The sequence below is a fragment of the Kitasatospora sp. NPDC059327 genome, from assembly GCF_042752535.1.
Classification (GTDB): Bacteria; Actinomycetota; Actinomycetes; order Streptomycetales; family Streptomycetaceae; genus Kitasatospora.
Genome location: NZ_JBHYYB010000069.1, coordinates 1 through 15,582, shown reverse-complemented (window position 1 = coordinate 15,582; position 15,582 = coordinate 1). Strand labels below are relative to the sequence as shown.

General features: G+C 73.5%; 17 protein-coding genes and 1 pseudogene. 11 read left to right on the top strand and 7 right to left on the bottom strand.

Going from position 1 to position 15,582, the window contains the following annotated elements; genetic code table 11:
- The first annotated feature begins 88 nt into the window (after positions 1–88).
- The 5 genes from ACFXHB_RS31690 to ACFXHB_RS31670 all read left to right on the top strand — a co-directional run bounded on the left by ACFXHB_RS31690 (position 89) and on the right by ACFXHB_RS31670 (position 2,721).
- Positions 89–247, top strand: coding sequence for a DUF4177 domain-containing protein (locus ACFXHB_RS31690; protein WP_094743074.1), 159 nt, complete (start codon positions 89–91; stop codon positions 245–247).
- Positions 244–708 (top strand): RidA family protein, encoded by a 465-nt coding sequence (locus tag ACFXHB_RS31685; RefSeq protein ID WP_380578125.1) that lies wholly within the window; start codon positions 244–246, stop codon positions 706–708. Before ACFXHB_RS31690 ends, ACFXHB_RS31685 begins: the two co-directional genes overlap by 4 nt.
- A 63-nt stretch (positions 709–771) precedes the next feature.
- A complete protein-coding gene (locus tag ACFXHB_RS31680) occupies positions 772–1,638 on the top strand; it encodes an NUDIX hydrolase (RefSeq protein ID WP_380578124.1) in 867 nt (288 codons plus the stop codon).
- Between the two features lie 73 nt (positions 1,639–1,711).
- Positions 1,712–1,903, top strand: coding sequence for a hypothetical protein (locus tag ACFXHB_RS31675; RefSeq protein ID WP_380578123.1), 192 nt, complete (start codon positions 1,712–1,714; stop codon positions 1,901–1,903).
- On the top strand, positions 1,900–2,721 hold the full coding sequence (locus ACFXHB_RS31670) for an MBL fold metallo-hydrolase (protein WP_380578122.1): 822 nt from the start codon (positions 1,900–1,902) through the stop codon (positions 2,719–2,721). Before ACFXHB_RS31675 ends, ACFXHB_RS31670 begins: the two co-directional genes overlap by 4 nt.
- Before the next feature lie 96 nt (positions 2,722–2,817).
- On the opposite strand, the gene ACFXHB_RS31665 is transcribed toward ACFXHB_RS31670, so the two are convergent.
- Positions 2,818–3,492 carry a Crp/Fnr family transcriptional regulator gene (locus ACFXHB_RS31665; protein WP_030240972.1) on the bottom strand — a complete coding sequence of 225 codons (675 nt, stop codon included), beginning with the start codon at positions 3,490–3,492 and terminating at the stop codon, positions 2,818–2,820.
- A gap of 417 nt (positions 3,493–3,909) precedes the next feature.
- Here ACFXHB_RS31665 and ACFXHB_RS31660 point away from each other — a divergent pair, with 417 nt between their 5' ends.
- Entirely contained in the window at positions 3,910–4,767 is an 858-nt protein-coding gene (locus ACFXHB_RS31660) for an isocitrate lyase/phosphoenolpyruvate mutase family protein (protein WP_380578121.1), read from the top strand.
- A gap of 58 nt (positions 4,768–4,825) precedes the next feature.
- Here ACFXHB_RS31660 and ACFXHB_RS31655 read toward each other — a convergent pair whose 3' ends face one another.
- Positions 4,826–5,491 carry a TetR/AcrR family transcriptional regulator gene (locus ACFXHB_RS31655; RefSeq protein ID WP_380578120.1) on the bottom strand — a complete coding sequence of 222 codons (666 nt, stop codon included), beginning with the start codon at positions 5,489–5,491 and terminating at the stop codon, positions 4,826–4,828.
- Positions 5,492–5,717: 226 nt separating this feature from the next.
- Between ACFXHB_RS31655 and nth the strand changes: the two genes are divergently transcribed.
- From nth to ACFXHB_RS31635, 4 genes are all read left to right on the top strand, one after another.
- On the top strand, positions 5,718–6,626 hold the full coding sequence (gene nth / locus ACFXHB_RS31650) for an endonuclease III (protein ID WP_380578119.1): 909 nt from the start codon (positions 5,718–5,720) through the stop codon (positions 6,624–6,626).
- Positions 6,623–7,399: an NUDIX hydrolase gene (locus ACFXHB_RS31645; RefSeq protein ID WP_380578118.1), complete on the top strand. Its 777-nt coding sequence runs from the start codon at positions 6,623–6,625 to the stop codon at positions 7,397–7,399. Before nth ends, ACFXHB_RS31645 begins: the two co-directional genes overlap by 4 nt.
- Before the next feature lie 46 nt (positions 7,400–7,445).
- Positions 7,446–8,630, top strand: coding sequence for a MarP family serine protease (locus tag ACFXHB_RS31640; RefSeq protein ID WP_380578117.1), 1,185 nt, complete (start codon positions 7,446–7,448; stop codon positions 8,628–8,630).
- A 133-nt stretch (positions 8,631–8,763) separates the two neighbouring features.
- Positions 8,764–9,465, top strand: a complete 702-nt coding sequence (locus ACFXHB_RS31635) for a metal-dependent hydrolase (RefSeq protein WP_380578116.1) — start codon at positions 8,764–8,766, stop codon at positions 9,463–9,465.
- Between the two features lie 142 nt (positions 9,466–9,607).
- Here the strand turns inward: ACFXHB_RS31635 and ACFXHB_RS31630 are convergent, their stop codons facing one another.
- From ACFXHB_RS31630 to nhaA, 4 genes are all read right to left on the bottom strand, one after another.
- On the bottom strand, positions 9,608–9,817 hold the full coding sequence (locus tag ACFXHB_RS31630; protein ID WP_380578115.1) for a hypothetical protein: 210 nt from the start codon (positions 9,815–9,817) through the stop codon (positions 9,608–9,610).
- Positions 9,818–9,946: 129 nt separating this feature from the next.
- Complete coding sequence (locus ACFXHB_RS31625; protein WP_380578114.1) at positions 9,947–11,014, bottom strand: alpha/beta fold hydrolase; 1,068 nt, start codon at positions 11,012–11,014, stop codon at positions 9,947–9,949.
- A gap of 212 nt (positions 11,015–11,226) precedes the next feature.
- Complete coding sequence (locus ACFXHB_RS31620) at positions 11,227–11,703, bottom strand: phage holin family protein (protein WP_380578113.1); 477 nt, start codon at positions 11,701–11,703, stop codon at positions 11,227–11,229.
- 216 nt (positions 11,704–11,919) lie between these two features.
- A complete protein-coding gene (gene nhaA, locus ACFXHB_RS31615; protein ID WP_380578112.1) occupies positions 11,920–13,386 on the bottom strand; it encodes a Na+/H+ antiporter NhaA in 1,467 nt (488 codons plus the stop codon).
- 376 nt (positions 13,387–13,762) lie between these two features.
- Between nhaA and ACFXHB_RS31610 the strand changes: the two genes are divergently transcribed.
- A complete protein-coding gene (locus ACFXHB_RS31610; RefSeq protein ID WP_380578111.1) occupies positions 13,763–15,127 on the top strand; it encodes a serine hydrolase domain-containing protein in 1,365 nt (454 codons plus the stop codon).
- 140 nt (positions 15,128–15,267) lie between these two features.
- Here ACFXHB_RS31610 and ACFXHB_RS31605 read toward each other — a convergent pair.
- Positions 15,268–15,582 (bottom strand): annotated as a pseudogene (locus ACFXHB_RS31605) (acetyl-coenzyme A synthetase); the annotation flags it as partial.

Genomic DNA, 15,582 nt, shown 5'->3' with positions numbered 1-15,582 from the left:
GCCTGAATCATGCCCGGATTGTGGGCCACCTCACACGCCGGCCAGCGGGCCGCACCGCTCGTCGTTGCCGCTCGTCTAGAGTCTGGCCATGACCAAGTGGGAATACATGACGGCGCCCCTGCTGGTGCACGCCACCAAGCAGATCCTGGACAACTTCGGCGAGGACGGCTGGGAGCTCGTCCAGGTCGTGCCCGGCCCGAACCCGGAGCAGCTGGTGGCCTACTTCAAGCGGGAGAAGAACGCATGAGCAAGGTCGAGGACAAGCTCGCCGAACTCGGTCTGACCCTGCCGCCGGTGGCCGCACCGGTCGCCGCCTACGTGCCGGCCCTGCGCTCGGGCGAGTTCGTCTTCACCTCGGGCCAGCTGCCGATGGTGGGCGGCAAGCTGCCGAGCACCGGCAAGGTCGGCGCCGAGGTCACCCCGGAGGAGGCCAAGGAGCTCGCGCAGATCTGCGCGCTCAACGCGCTGGCCGCGGTGAAGTCGGTGATCGGCGACCTGGACCTGATCGAGCGGGTCGTGAAGGTGGTCGGCTTCGTCGCCTCCGCCCCCGACTTCACCGGCCAGCCCGGTGTCATCAACGGCACCAGCGAGCTGCTGGGCCAGGTGCTGGGCGAGGCCGGCGTGCACGCCCGCAGCGCGGTCGGCGTGACGGTCCTGCCGCTGGACGCCCCGGTCGAGGTGGAACTCCAGGTGCGGGTCAAGGTCTGAGCCCGATCACGAGGGCGGGGTCGGCTCTGTCCAACCCCGCCCTCGTGCGCTTAGCATCCGGGCATGGACCAGCGAGCAACGACGCTCCCGATGCCGCCCGGCTGGCCTGCCCGGATCAGGGCGGTCGAGTCCGGCGAGCTGACCCCGCCGGTGCCCCGGCCCTCCGCCACCGTGGTGCTGCTGAGGGACACGGCGACCGGGCCGGAGGCCTATCTGCTGCGCCGGCGCAGCTCGATGGCGTTCGCCGCGGGCATGTACGCCTATCCGGGGGGCGGGGTGGACCCGCGCGACGCCGAGGCCGAGCTCGGCTGGGCCGGTCCCGGCCCGCAGGAGTGGGCCGAGCGGCTCGGGGTGGACGCCCGCACCGCGCAGGCGGTGGTCTGCGCCGCCGTCCGCGAGACCTTCGAGGAGGCCGGCGTCCTGCTGGCCGGCCCGGACGCCACGAGTACCGCCGAGCCCCGGGACTGGAGCGCGGAGCGCGCCGCCCTGGAGGCCCACGAACTCTCCTTCGCCGACTTCCTCCGCGCCCACGGCCTGCTGCTCCGCAGTGATCTGCTGGCCGGCTGGGCCCGCTGGGTGACCCCGGCGTTCGAGGAGCGCCGGTACGACACCTGGTTCTTCGTCGCGGCCCTGCCGCCGGGCCAGCGCGCCGCGCTGGAGGTCGGCGAGGCCGACCGGGTCGCCTGGCTCTCCCCGGCCGAGGCGGTCCGGGGTCACGAGGAGGGCCGGTTCGGGATGCTGCCGCCCACCGTGACCGTGTTGCGCGAGCTGCTGCCGGTGCGCGGCGCCGAGCAGGCGCTGGACGCGGCGGCGGGCCGTTCACTGCACCCGATCCTCGGCACGGCCGAGGTCAGGGGTGATCGAATGACGGTTCGATGGTCGGGGTATGAAGAACTGACCATCGATGGACACTTTCCCGAAGGCCACTGAGGCCGAGGACCCACCACCGGGGCCGAGGCCGACCGATGACCCGAACACCGACCCGAGGAAGGATCGACGCCCGATGATCCACAACGACGTGGCTCGCCGGACGGCGCGCGAGATGCCCGCCCGCGACCTGACCCCCCGCCCGCTCGCCTGTGCGGCCGCGGTCGCCGACGCGCTGCCGGGCCTGCGCCCCCTCGTCCGGACGCTGCCCGCGCGCGTGCTCGGCCGTTCCTGCGAGGGCGGCCGACTCGGTGGGAGCGGCCAGTGAGCGGAATCCTCCCCGGTGACCCCGCCGCCGGCATCGGCGGCGAGGCCACCCCCAGGGCACTGTGCGTGCTGGCGCCGAACCCGTCGCCGATGACGCTGGACGGCACCAACACCTGGCTGCTCTCCGAGCCCGGCTCGGACCTCGCGGTGGTCGTCGACCCGGGCCCGCTGCACGAGGGGCACCTGCGCCTGGTGATCGACACCGCCGAGCAGCAGGGCAAGCGCGTCGCGCTCACCCTGCTCACCCACGGTCACGCCGATCATTCCGAGGGCGCCGCGCGGTTCGCCGAGCTGACCGGTACCGAGGTCCGCGCCCTGGACCCGGCGTACCGGCTCGGCGCCGAGGGCCTGACGCACGGGCAGCGGCTGGAGGTGGGCGGACTCGACCTGCGGGTGATAGCCACCCCCGGGCACACCTCGGACTCCCTGACCTTCCACCTGCCGGCGGACGGAGCGATCCTCACCGGCGACACCGTGCTCGGCCGCGGCACCACGATGGTGGCCCACCCCGACGGCACGCTCGGCGACTACCTGGACTCACTGCGCCACCTGCACACGATGGCCTCCGAGCACGGGGTGCGCACGGTGCTGCCCGGCCACGGGCCGGTGCTCGCGGACGCGCTCGGCGCCGTCGACTACTACCTCGCGCACCGGGCCGGGCGGCTCGCCCAGGTGGAGACGGCGGTCGAGGCCGGTTGCCGGACGGCGGCCGAGGTGGTGGCCCGGGTCTACGCCGACGTGGACCGCGCGCTCTGGCCGGCCGCCGAGCTGTCGGTCCGGGCCCAGCTCCGGTACCTGGAGGACCACGGACTGATCTGAGCGGGCACGGCCGCTCCGGAACGGCGCGAGGGCCTGTACACCGATCGGTGTACAGGCCCTCGTCGTCAGCGGGCGGCGCGAGCGCTCCCGGCCGGGTCAGCGCGAGCGGCGGGAGAGCCGCTCGACGTCCATCAGGACCACGGCACGGGCCTCCAGCTTCAGCCAGCCGCGGCCGGCGAAGTCGGCGAGCGCCTTGTTGACCGTCTCGCGGGAGGCGCCGACCAGCTGGGCCAGCTCCTCCTGGGTGAGGTCGTGGGCGACGTGGATGCCCTCCTCGGACTGCACGCCGAAGCGGCGCGAGAGGTCCAGCAGGGCCTTGGCGACGCGCCCGGGCACGTCGGAGAAGACCAGGTCGGACATCACGTCGTTGGTGCGGCGCAGTCGGCGGGCGATGGCGCGCAGCAGGGCGATCGAGACCTCGGGGCGGGCGTGCAGCCAGGGCTGGAGGTCACCGTGGCCGAGGCCCAGCAGCTTGACCTCGGTCAGCGCGCTCGCGGTGGCGGTGCGCGGGCCCGGGTCGAACAGCGACAGCTCGCCGATCATCTCGCTGGGGCCGAGGACGGCGAGCATGTTCTCGCGGCCGTCCGGCGAGGCGCGGTGCAGCTTGACCTTGCCCTCGGCGACGACGTACAGCCGGTCGCCCGGGTCGCCCTCGTGGAACAGCGACTCACCGCGGGCGAGGGTGACCTCGGTCATGGAAGCGCGCAGCTCGCCGGCCTGTTCGTCGTCGAGTGCCGCGAAGAGTGCGGCGCGCCGCAGAACGTCGTCCACGTGCTTCCTCCTTCTCGGCCGTCCGGCGATCAAGCCGGTCGGCGCAAGTTTCGTACAGTGCTCTGCATCACCAAGCATGGCGCATGTCGCTCCGATCATATGAGGAGGGGGTGCGCCGAGGTGTGCTGCGCGGGGCCATTCGTACCGCCGGATCGGTCGGCGAGGCGCGTGCGCGGGTGTGCGGGGCGGCGCCCGGAGCGGGGGCGGCGGCGCGCGGGGCGGTGTCGTGGGCCCGGCGCGGTGTTCGCGGGTCAGCCCCGCCGGGTGCGCCGCGGGCGGAGTCCGGGGCGGGTGTCCGGGGCGGACGCGGCACGGCCCCGCCAGGATTCGGTCGCAGCTTAATCAATGGAGTGGCCGAGGCCGGTGCCACAGGATTCCGTCCTGACGATCCAACGGCTCGAAAGACGGTGACCCCGTATGTCCGCCTCCCTGTCCACCGGCACCACCACCCCCGGGCTCCGCGACCGGGCGCTGCGCCTGCGGGCACTCGTGGCCGACGGGGTGCTCGTCCTGCCGAACGCCTGGGACGCGGGCAGCGCCGCGGTGATCGCCTCCGTCGGAGCGGCGGCGATCGCCACCACCAGCGGCGGGGTCTCCTGGTCGCTCGGCCGCGGTGACGGCCAGCGGCTCGGCCGGACCGACATGGTCGAGGCCGCCCGCCGGATCACCGCCACCGTCGACCTGCCGGTCACCGTGGACGCCGAGGGCGGCTACGGCCCGAAGCCCGCCGATGTCGCCGACACCGTTCGGGCGCTGATCGGCGCCGGCGCGGCCGGCGTCAACCTGGAGGACTCGACGGCGGTCGGCGGCCCGCTGCTGTCACGGGCCGAGCAGGCCGCACGGCTGCGCGCCGCCCGGGAGGCGGCTGCCGGGGCGGGCCTGCCGGAGCTGGTGGTCAACGCCCGCACGGACGTCTTCCTGTTCGGGATCGGCCCCAGCGCCGGCCGGCTCGACGACGTGCTGGCCCGTGCCACGGCGTACGCGGAGGCCGGTGCGGACGGCCTCTTCGTTCCCGGCCTGCTGGATCTCGACCTGCTGGCCCGGCTCTGTGCCGCGTCCCCGCTGCCGGTGAACGCGATGGCGGGGCCGGGCGGGCCGACGGTCGCCGAGCTCGCCGCCGTCGGGGTGCGCCGGATCAGCGTCGGCACCGGGCTGGCCCAGGCCGCGTACACGGCCGCCCAGCGGGCCGCCGCCGAACTGCTCGGCGCGGGCACCCTGACGGAGCTGGACGGCACGCTGGGTTTCGGGGAGCTGGACGCGCTGTACCGGCGCTGACCGGCACGAGCTCACCGGCACGCGCAGGGGAGGTGCCGGTGGTCGGGGCCGGGCGGCGTCAGTGGTCGCCCGGCTCCGGCAGTGCGGCCAGCTCGGGCGGTCCGTCGAGTGCGGCGGGCAGCCCGAGCAGGCGTCGCATCGCCCGCCGGGTGCGGGCGGGCGCGGCCGCGTCCCGGTAGAGCCGCCGGGCGTGGTTGAGCGCCAGGATCTGCCCGGTCAGTTCGAAGACCACCTGGCCGGCCTCCGGGTCCGCCGGCAGCTGTCCGGCGGAGATCGCCAGCTCGGCCTGGTGCCGCAGCTCGCGTTGCCAGACGGCGTTCTTGGCGGCCACCGCCGACCGGACCGGCCCGTCCGCCCGGTCGTCGAACTCGGAGGTCACGGCGGCGAAGAAACACCCGCCGGGCAGCAGATCACGTTCCAGGTAGGACACCCAGGCCTCGCACTGGACGAGCAGACGGGGCAGTCCGGGCTCCGCGCCGACGGCCGCCGCGCGCAGCACCACCTCGCGGACGAAGAGGGCGACCGCCTCGTCGACCACGGCGAGCTGCAGGGTCTCCTTGGTGCCGAAGTGGCCGAGGACGCCGGATTTGCTCATCGACAGGTCGGTGGCGAGCCGGCCGATGGTCAGGCCCTCCAGGCCCTCGACCGAGGCGAGGTCCAGTCCCCGGCGCAGGATCGAGCCGCGGGTCCGGCGGGCTTCGGCGACGGATCTTCTCGGACTCACCGGGTCAGTGTAGCCAGCGCCGCCCCGATAGAGTCCGACCGTTCGGACTCCAAGGCCTGGCCTGTACGCCCCCGCACGGAGGAGTGGGCGGGCGGGATCCCGCATCGCGGCCCCGGGCGGCCGCCCGGCTCCGTGCTCCGGCCCGCCCGAACCTCCGGCCGTCCCGCACCGATCGCCGATCACTGATCGCCCACGAGGCCAGGGCTGTTCGGCGTAGCCTTCGTGCATGGCAGAGAGCAAGGTCCGGAAAGCCGCGGCCAAGCCGGCGGTGAAGCCGGCGGCGAAGGTGACCACGAAGGTGACCGCCAAGCCGGCGGTGAAGCCGAGGAAGCCGGAGTCCCACCTGGCGATGGTGCGCCGGGCCCGGAGGATCAACCGGGAGCTGGCGGAGCTGTACCCGTACGCGCATCCCGAGCTGGACTTCGACAACCCGTTCGAGCTGCTGGTGGCCACCGTGCTGTCGGCGCAGACGACGGACCTGCGGGTGAACCAGACGACGCCGGCGCTGTTCGCGAAGTACCCGACGCCGGAGGACATGGCGGCGGCGGTGCCGGAGGAGTTGGAGGAGATCATCCGGCCGACCGGCTTCTTCCGGAACAAGGCGAAGTCGCTGATCGGGCTCTCGATCGCGCTGCGGGACGAGTTCGGCGGCGAGGTCCCGGGCCGGCTGGCCGACCTGGTCACCCTCCCCGGCGTCGGGCGCAAGACCGCGAACGTGGTCCTCGGCAATGTGTTCGGGGTGCCCGGGATCACCGTGGACACCCACTTCGGGCGGTTGGCCCGGCGGTTCGGGTGGACGGCCGAGGACGACCCGGTCAAGGTCGAGGCGGTCGTCGCGGAGATCTTCCCGAAGTCGGAGTGGACGATGCTCTCGCACCGGGTGGTCTTCCACGGCCGGCGGATCTGCCACTCCCAGAAGCCGGCCTGCGGGGCCTGCCCGATCGCGCCGCTCTGCCCCTCCTACGGGGAGGGCGAGACGGACCCGGAGAAGGCGAAGAAGCTGCTCAAGTACGAGATGGGCGGTCACCCCGGTCAGCGGCTGCGCCCGCCCGCCGACTTCCCGGGCGAGGCGGCGGCCCGCGCCGACGCCGTGGCCCACCGGGGCGAGGTCGCGGACCTGGCGGTGGCCGAGTGACGGCGCACGATCACGGTCGGGAGCCCGGGCGGCAGCCGGCCCCGGACGGGCGGATCCGGCGCGACGGCCTGCCGGCCTGGCTGGACCCGGTCCGCGACGCCGCCGAGCGGGTGCTGCCCGAGCAACTGAGTCGCTTCCTGCCGCCCGCCGAGGGCGGTCGCGCCTCGGCCGTCCTGATGCTCTTCGGCGAGGGCGCCTCCGGCCCGGATCTGCTGCTGATCGAACGGGCCCGCTCCCTGCGCTCGCACGCCGGCCAGCCGTCCTTCCCCGGGGGCGCGCTGGACCCGGAGGACGGCGACCCCGACGGGCCCGGTCCGATCACGGCGGCGCTGCGCGAGGCGTGGGAGGAGACCGGACTGGACCCGTCCGGGGTGCAGGTCTTCGCGGCCCTGCCCGCCCTCTACATCCCGGTCAGCCGCTTCGTGGTGACCCCGGTGCTCGGCTGGTGGCGCGAGGAGTCACCGGTCCGTGCGGTCGACGCGGGCGAGACCGGCGCGGTGTTCCGGGTACCCATCGCCGAGCTGACCGACCCGGCCAACCGGGCCCGGCTGCGTCATCCCTCCGGCCACCTCGGGCCGGCCTTCGCCGTCGGCGGCCGGCTGGTCTGGGGCTTCACCGCCGGGGTGATCGACCGGGTGCTGCACCACAGCGGCCTGGAACTGCCCTGGGACCCGGCCCGGATCGTCGACCTCTCCGACGAGGCGCTGGAACTGGTCCAGGGCGACCGCGACCGCTCCCGGGCGCTGCTGGGCGGCGACGCCAGGACCTCGTGAACGCCCGCCTGTGGGGCCCCGCCGCCCGTCATGGGAGGGTGTCGGAGTGAATGTCCTGGATCTGCTGCTGATCGCCGCCGCCGTGGGATTCGCCGTGTCGGGCTACCGGCAGGGCTTCGTGGTCGGCGTGATGTCGGTCCTCGGCTTTCTCGGCGGCGGCCTGCTCGCCGTCCAGCTGCTGCCCCTGCTGCTCGACCACCTCAGCCCCGGCACCACCGCCTCGGTGGTGGCCGTCGTGGTGGTCATCGTGCTGGCGGCGATCGGCCAGGCGGTCACCACCCACTTCGGCTGGAAGCTGCGCGGGCACATCGACCGGCGCCCGGCCAAGGCGCTGGACGCCGCCGGCGGTGCGGTGGTCAACGTGATCTCGATGCTGCTGGTCGCCTGGCTGATCGGTTCGGCGCTCGCCGGGACGTCCCTGCCCACCGTCTCCAAGCAGGTCCGCACCTCGGCGATCCTGGGCGGCGTTCAGGACGCGCTGCCCTCCGACGCGCCGAACTGGTTCTCCGACTTCTCCAAGGTGCTCGCCCGCAACGGCTTCCCGCAGGTGTTCAACCCCTTCGAGCACGAGCCGATCACCCAGGTCGACACCCCTGACCCGGCGCTGGCGGCCAGCCCGGCCGTGGCCAAGGCCAAGCAGAGCCTGGTCAAGGTGGTCGGCACCGCGACCTCCTGCAGCAAGACCCTGGAGGGCAGCGGTTTCGTCTTCGCGCCGCACCGGGTGATGACCAACGCCCACGTGGTCGGTGGCGTCGACGAGCCCACCGTGCAGGTCGGCGGTGTCGGCCCGCTCTACGACGCGACCGTGGTCAGTTACGACTGGCAGCGCGACATCGCGATCCTGGACGTGCCCAAGCTGAACGCCCCCCCGCTCTCCTTCGCCGGCGAGGCGAAGACCAACGACAACGCGATCGTGGCCGGCTTCCCGGAGAACGGCGCGTTCAACGTCCAGCCGGCCCGTATCCGCGGCCGGATCCAGGCCAACGGTCCGGACATCTACCATCGCGGCCAGGTCGTCCGGGACGTCTACTCGGTGCGCTCGCTGGTCCGCCAGGGCAACAGCGGCGGCCCGCTGCTCACCCCGGACGGCCAGGTCTTCGGAGTGGTCTTCGCCAAGTCCTTGGACAGCGCGGACACCGGGTACGTGCTGACCGCAGCCGAGGTGCGCGAGGACGCCGAGAAGGGCAGTACCGCGACGACCCGGGTGGACACCCAGGGCTGCGCGCTCTGACGCGGCCGCCCGTCACCGGTGCGGCCGATCTCCCCCGCGCCGGTGACCCCGGCTGGTAGCGTCGGCCGCGCTCACCCGTTCGGCTCAACCGGCGCCGTCCCGGCGTGGGCCGAGCGGAGGTCGGCGGCGTCCGATGATGGGTCACTCGCACGCGGTCAGTGGGGCGATGCTGTACGCGGCCTCGGCGCCGTTCCTGCCGCCGCTGCTGCTCGACACCACCCTGCAGCCGGCGGACATCCTGATGGGCACGGTGCTGTGCGCCGGCGCCGCCCTGCTGCCGGACCTCGACCACCACGACGGGACGATCGCCAACTTCCTCGGCCCGGTCTCCCGGGTGCTCTGCCGCTTCGTGGCCTGGATCTCCGGGGGGCACCGGCACGCCACCCACTCGCTGCTGTTCGTCGCGCTGATGGGCGGCGGCACCTGGGCCGGCGTCACCTTCCTGGGCCGGAACTTCACCCTCGGAATGACGTTCTTCCTCCTGGCGCTCGCGATCCGCGCCCTGCGACTGCACCCGCCGGGCGACGGCCCGACGATGTGGATCACCATCATCGGCCTCGCCGGGCTGGGCACCGCCGGGATGAACACCTGGATGCCGAACGCTCCCGGCTGGCTGCCGTACGCGGTGGCGCTGGGCACCCTGGCGCACCTGCTGGGCGACTGCCTGACGAAGAAGGGCGCGCCGCTGCTCTGGCCGCACAAGGAGCGCTACGAGGTGGTGCTGATCAAGCGCAGCGGCAACAGCGTCGAGACCAAGGTGCTGGTGCCGATCATGACGGTGGCGACCTTCGTGCTGCTCTGGTTCACCGCGCTGGCACCCACGGTGGTGAACTGATCCGGGCCCGCTGGACCTCTTGACCCGGGGCCGTTGATCCGGGTCCTGCCGGGCCGGGCCCGTTGATCCCGTGGCCCTGCCCGGCCTTCCGACGGTCGCGCCCGGCTCACCGACGGTCGCGTCGGGCTTCGCGGCGCGGGCCTCAGCTCTCGCGCCGAAGTCGCGCCCCCACCCAGCGGGCGCGCCGGCCGAGGATGCGCGGGATGCCGAGCTGCCGCTGCGCCGTGCTCCGGCGGTGGTCCGTGCCGTCGTGGCCCAGGTCGTCCGCCCAGTCGGGGCGGTGGCCGGACCTCTGCGAGCTGTTGTGGCGTCGGCCGCGCGGAGCGTTGCCGTGATCGGGCATCCAGGTCATACCGCAATGGATGCCCCTGGGCCGGCCGGAGTAACCGCCCAGGGGTCGTCAACTTGGCCTATGCGTTTGTCATATGAGCGCAACATCAAGGGAGTTGAGTTCCGCTTCCGCCCTCGGAAGCGGAGGTGCTCAGTCCTTGTGGTGGCCGATCCAGTCCAGCAGTTCGGCGGTGAACTGCTCCGGCGCCTCCTCGTGCGGGAAGTGCCCGATTCCGGGCAGCAACCGCCAGCGGTACGGCGCCGCCACGTACTCGCCGCCGCCCAGCGCGGTGTGCGACAGCAGGACCGGGTCCGCGGCGCCCTGGACGTGCAGGGTGGGCGCGGTGATCGGCTTCTTCATCCGACGGGCGAACTGGATGCCGTCCGGCCGGGCCATCGAGCGCAGCAGCCAGCGGTACGGCTCGATCGAGCAGTGCGCGGTGCTGGGGATCTGGATCGCCTGCCGGTACGCGGCCACCGCCGTCCGGTCCAGCTGGTTGGGGCCCGTCCAGGCGTCCAGGTAGCGTCCGACCAGCGCGGCGTCCTCGGCCACCAGGCGGCGTTCCGGTATCCACGGCCGCTGGAAGCCCAGCACGTGGTCGAAGGCGGCGATCTGGCGGCGGTCCGTCAGCAACGCTCGGCGCAGGTCCCGGGGGTGCGCGGCGGAGACGACGGTGAGGCTCTGGATCACCGAGGGCCGCATCACCGCCGCCACCCAGGAGAGCGTGCCACCGGAGGCGTGGCCCACCAGGTGCGCCCGCCGCTCGCCGAGCGAGCGGATCACCCCGGTGATGTCCAGCGCGAGGTTGCCCGGGTCGTAGCCGCGGGGAGTGCGGTCGCTGCCGCCGATGCCCCGCAGGTCGAGCGCGACGGCCCGGTAGCCGGCCTCGGCGAGCGCGGTCAGCTGGTGGCGCCAGGCCCACCAGTACTCGGGCCACCCGTGCACGAGGAGGACCAACGGGCCCTCGCCCAGTTCGGCGATGTGGAACCGGGCGCCGTTGGCGGCGAGGTCGCGGTGGGTCCACGGGCCCGCCTGCCGGATGTCCCAGGGCGCCGCGGGCACGGCCGCCGCGGTGGCGTCGGCCCCGCCGGTCGCCGGAGTGCCGGCGGTCTCCTCGACGGCGTCCTGACCGTGGTCGACGGTCTCCTGACCGACCGTGCGGTCGGGGCCGGAGCTGGCGGACGGCTGCGCGGGCACGGGCTTATGGTCGAGCGGCATACCGAGAGCGTGTCACATCGGCGCGCCGGGTACGCGTGCGGCACTCGCTCTCGGAGCGTGCAGGACCGGACCGGACGCCCCGGCCGTCGCGGCGGGGCCGCCGGTGCGTGGGCGCGGTGCGTCGGCGCGGGGCGTGGGCGCGGGCTCACGGACGTCGGGGTCCGTGAGCCGGGTCCGGGCGCCGGGGCGACCGGCGGGTCCGGTGGCTCCGGTTACGGGATGCGGCCGAGGGCCCGGTCGATCTCCTCCTGGGTGGCCGGGCGGGGCCGGGCGTTCTTGAGCACGTCGGCGGTCTTCTGGGCGCCCTCGATGGTGCGGTGCGGCTTCTCGATCCGCTTGAACGAACGCAGCGCCAGCAGCCCGAGCAGCACTGCCAGCAGCAGGTACGCGCCGGCCACGATCAGGAAGGACCAGCCGAGCGAGAGGCCCAGCGCGTGGATCCCGTACGCGGCCGCGGCGCTCAGCATCGGTACCGCGGCCAGGGCCACCACGCCGGCGACCGCCAGCGAGACGCCGCCGGAGACGCCACGCTTGACGTCCGCGCGGAGCTCCGACTTCGCCAGCGCGATCTCGTCGTGGACCAGGGCGGACAGGTCCGCGGTGGCCGCCGCGAACAGCTGCCCCACCGAACGCTCGCCCTCGTAGGGCGCCCGGCCGTTGCTGGACGGGTCTGCGGCTCCTGCGGGCATCAGCGGTTCTCCTCTGCGGCTGTGCGGCATGACGCCGCCGTGCGGTGCTGCCCCCGGGGCGTTCCGGGAGCCGTCTCCGGTGACCGCTTCGAGGGATCGGAGCGGCCGGCGGCGCCTGTGGACTGTCGACAGCTCAGAATCATGCCCCTACCGGTCAGTCGCACACCACTCCGGGGCCCCGCCGGAGGGACGTGTCCCGTCCGGAGGGTCGCGCCGTCAGCGGCCCGGACCGGACTCCGGCGCTGATCCCGGCGCTGATCCCGGAGTGGATTTCGGAGCGGAGCCCGAACCGGGACCGGAGCCCGGACCGGGGCGGGCTCCGTCCCGGTCGCCGTCGGCCGACCGGCGGGCCGCCTCCGCGACCCGGGCCTGCCAGGCCGGATCGTCCTGCTGGTAGACGTCCGGGATGCCGTCGCCGTCGAGGTCGCGGTCCTCCTCCTCGCACAGCGCGCGGTAGTGCCGGTTGCGCAGCTTCAGCAGCACGGTGGCGACCAGTGCGCAGAGCAGCGAGCCCACCAGAACGGCGGCCTTGGAGAGGTCGGCGAGGTCCGCGTCGTCGGGGAAGGCCAGTTCGCTGATCAGCAGGGAGACGGTGAAGCCGATGCCCGCGAGGACCGAGACCGCGAACATGTCGGCCCACTTGAGCTGCGGATTCAGCTCGGCGCGGGTGAAGCGGGCAGCCAACCAGGTGCCGCCGAAGATCCCGACGGTCTTGCCGACCAGCAGACCGAGGACGATCCCGAGCGGGGTGGCCTGGGTGAACACGTCGGCGAGGGCCGGTCCGGAGATCGTCACCCCGGCCGCGAACAGGGCGAAGACCGGGACGGCCAGTCCGGCCGAGATCGGCCGGACCAGGTGCTCGATGTGCTCGCCGGGGGAGTACTTCTCGTCGCCCACCCGGTGGCAGCGCAGGATCAGGCCCATCGCGACGCCCGCGACCGTGGCGTGCACGCCGCTCTCGTGCATCAGCGCCCAGATCACGAAGGCGAGCGGTACGAACAGGTACCAGCCGTGCACCCCGCGCCGGTGCAGGAACCAGAACAGCACCAGGCCGGCGAAGGCCAGCCCGAGCGCCCAGAACTTGATGCCCGAGCTGTAGAAGACCGCGATGATCAGGATCGCGATCAGGTCGTCGACCACGGCGAGGGTGAGCAGGAAGGCCCGCAGCGCGGACGGCAGGTGGCTGCCGACCACGGCCAGCACCCCGAGGGCGAAGGCGATGTCGGTCGCGGTCGGGATCGCCCAGCCGCCCGGGTGGCCACCGCTGCCGGAGTTGGCGATCGTGAAGACGATCGCGGGCAGGGCGACGCCGCAGATCGCGGCTATCACCGGCAGCATCGCGGCACTGGGACTGCGCAGCTCACCCGCGACGAATTCGCGCTTGAGTTCGATGCCGGCCACGAAGAAGAAGATCGTCAGTAGGCCGTCCTTGGCCCAGGCGTCCAGGCTGAGGTCCAGGTGGAGCGGTCCGGAGGGCCCGATCGTGTAGTCGAGGACGCTCTCGTACGCGTGCGGCCAGACGTTGGCCCAGATCAGGGCGATCACGGCGGCGATCAGCAGCAGGACACCACCGACCGTTTCGGTGCGCAGGGCGTCGGCTATGTAGGTCCGCTCGGGGAGGGGCAGTCGGCCGAGGAACTGGCGGCGCCGGGTCGGCTCGTTGGCGGGCTGCTGGTCGGCCACGCGGATCTCCTTGGGCGGGGGAACGGTGTGCGGATGCACCTGTGGTGCAGTGCCGACCAGACTTCCCGGCGCGCCCTGTGACGCGACCGATGTCCCGGATTTCCCGGGAGAGATCTTGTCGCGTCTTTGACAGTCTAGCCGGAACCGGATTGGGGCATCCGTATTGTCATACTTCAGGACCTGGGGCCCGGTGTCCCGTTCTGCGTGAGGGCGTGGCACTCGAATGGAGTCGGCCGCATGCAGACGGGTGAACGCCTCCTTATCGTCGATCGCAGTGCCACCCGTTCGAGTGGCGCGACTTCCCGCTCCGCTGTGGAGAGATGACGATGCCCAGACCACCCCTCTTATCGCCCCCGCCGTTCGGTCGGCCGCTCCCGTGGAGCGCGGACCGGTGAACGGTTTGACGCACGAATCCGCAGGGGGACTCGCTGCCGGAGCTGCCGGAGCCGGTGTCGGTGCCGTTGTCGGATCCCCGGCCGGACCTGTTGTCACTGTCCCGGCCACGGAGCCCGGGCCCGAACTCGACCGCCTGCTCCGCCCGCTGTTCCGGGCCGCCGCTCCGGGCGGTGGCGCCGCCGTCGTGGTGATCCGCGGCGACGAACGGATCGTCGCCTGCCGCGGTCAGTCCGACCGTTCCAGTGAGCGGCCCGTTCGCGCCGACACCAGATTCGCGCTCGGGTCCGTCACCAAGACCTTCACCGGACTGCTGCTGGCCGAGATGGTCGCCCGCGGCGAGGTTCGCTACGACGACCCGATCGACCGCTATCTGCCCGCCCACGCCGTCCCCGGCTACCCGCACGAGCGGCCGATCACCCTGCTCCACCTGGCCACCCACACCTCGGGGTTGCCCCGGCTGCCGGTCGGACTCCTTCCGGCGATGGCCCCGCGCTGGTTCACCAGCCCGTACGCCACGTTCGGCCCGGCCCATCTGCTCAGGGCACTGCCCCGTACCCCGGTCCGCGGGACTCCGGGCGCCCAGGTGCGCTACTCGAACCTCGGCTGCGGACTGCTCGGCCTGCTGCTCGCCAACGCGGCCGGACAGCGCTACGACGACCTGCTGGAGGCCAGGGTCTGCGGACCGCTCGGTCTGGTGGACACCTCCTGCGGCCCCGGGCGTGAGGACGCCGCCGGGTACCGGCGCGGCCGGCGGGTCCCGTCCTTCCGCCTGCCCGCACTGCCCGGCGCCGCCGCGCTGCGTTCCACGGCGGACGACATGCTCCGCTATCTGCAGGCGCATCTGGCGCTGGACGCCGTCCCGCTGCCCGAACGGACCGACGCGGGGGCGTTGCGGACGGCCTTGGGCGAGGTCCGGCGACCGCGGGCGGGACGGCGGCGCGGCGGGACACGGATCTGCCTGGGCTGGAACCACCGCTCGGTCCCGGCGGCGCCGGAGCCGGGTCGGCCGGCGGGCGGCCCGGACGTCGAACCGGCTGCCGCGTTGACCGAGGAAGTGGCTGAGCGATTGGCCGTCGAACTGGCCGCGGAATCGGCGGGCGACCTGGTGGGCGACCCTGTGGGTGGCGGGACGGGTGGTGGCGCGGACCGGGAGGGCGGCGACGAGGTGGTCTACCACGCCGGAGCCACCCGGGGGTTCACCACGTTCGTCGGGTTCAGCCCGCGCGCGCAGGTGGGGCTGGCGGTGATGGCCGGCACGCTGCCGCTGCGCAGTCGGGGCTTCGTCCAGAACGCGTACGACATCCTGCGGACGCTGGTCGTCGAGCGCCGGGCGCCGGTGGACTGACCCGCCCCGCGGCACGGAAGCCGGGCGCTCGCGAGGTGTTCACGCGGACGCGCACGGGGCCCGGTGCGTGCCGGCGGGGCCGGACGGCGGTGCCCCGGGTGGTCGCGACCACCCGGGGCACCGTGGCGTTCGACGGGGTGTCAGCCCTCGCTGCCCGCCGGGGGGAGCTGGGACTGGATCAGGCTCATCACCGAGCTGTCGGCCAGCGTGGTGGTGTCACCGACCTCGCGGCCCTCGGCGATGTCACGCAGCAGGCGGCGCATGATCTTGCCGGAGCGGGTCTTCGGCAGCTCGCCGACGACCTTGATCTGCTTCGGCTTGGCGATCGGGCCGAGGGTGCGGCCGACGTGCGCGCGCAGCTCCTCGACCAGTTCGGGGCTGTCGGTGGCGTTGCCGCGCAGGATGACGAAGGCGACGATCGCCTGGCCGGTGGTGGCGTCGGCGGCGCCGACGAC

What these genes read in the sequence shown, in the direction of transcription:
- ACFXHB_RS31625 (WP_380578114.1), bottom strand. Translation starts at nt 11,014, where the DNA reads ATGCCGCTCGACCATAAGCCCGTGCCCGCGCAGCCGTCCGCCAGCTCC.
- ACFXHB_RS31620 (WP_380578113.1), bottom strand. Translation starts at nt 11,703, where the DNA reads ATGCCCGCAGGAGCCGCAGACCCGTCCAGCAACGGCCGGGCGCCCTAC.
- ACFXHB_RS31635 (WP_380578116.1), top strand. Translation starts at nt 8,764, where the DNA reads ATGATGGGTCACTCGCACGCGGTCAGTGGGGCGATGCTGTACGCGGCC.
- ACFXHB_RS31690 (WP_094743074.1), top strand. Translation starts at nt 89, where the DNA reads ATGACCAAGTGGGAATACATGACGGCGCCCCTGCTGGTGCACGCCACC.
- ACFXHB_RS31675 (WP_380578123.1), top strand. Translation starts at nt 1,712, where the DNA reads ATGATCCACAACGACGTGGCTCGCCGGACGGCGCGCGAGATGCCCGCC.
- ACFXHB_RS31630 (WP_380578115.1), bottom strand. Translation starts at nt 9,817, where the DNA reads ATGACCTGGATGCCCGATCACGGCAACGCTCCGCGCGGCCGACGCCAC.
- ACFXHB_RS31685 (WP_380578125.1), top strand. Translation starts at nt 244, where the DNA reads ATGAGCAAGGTCGAGGACAAGCTCGCCGAACTCGGTCTGACCCTGCCG.
- ACFXHB_RS31680 (WP_380578124.1), top strand. Translation starts at nt 772, where the DNA reads ATGGACCAGCGAGCAACGACGCTCCCGATGCCGCCCGGCTGGCCTGCC.
- nth (WP_380578119.1), top strand. Translation starts at nt 5,718, where the DNA reads ATGGCAGAGAGCAAGGTCCGGAAAGCCGCGGCCAAGCCGGCGGTGAAG.
- ACFXHB_RS31660 (WP_380578121.1), top strand. Translation starts at nt 3,910, where the DNA reads ATGTCCGCCTCCCTGTCCACCGGCACCACCACCCCCGGGCTCCGCGAC.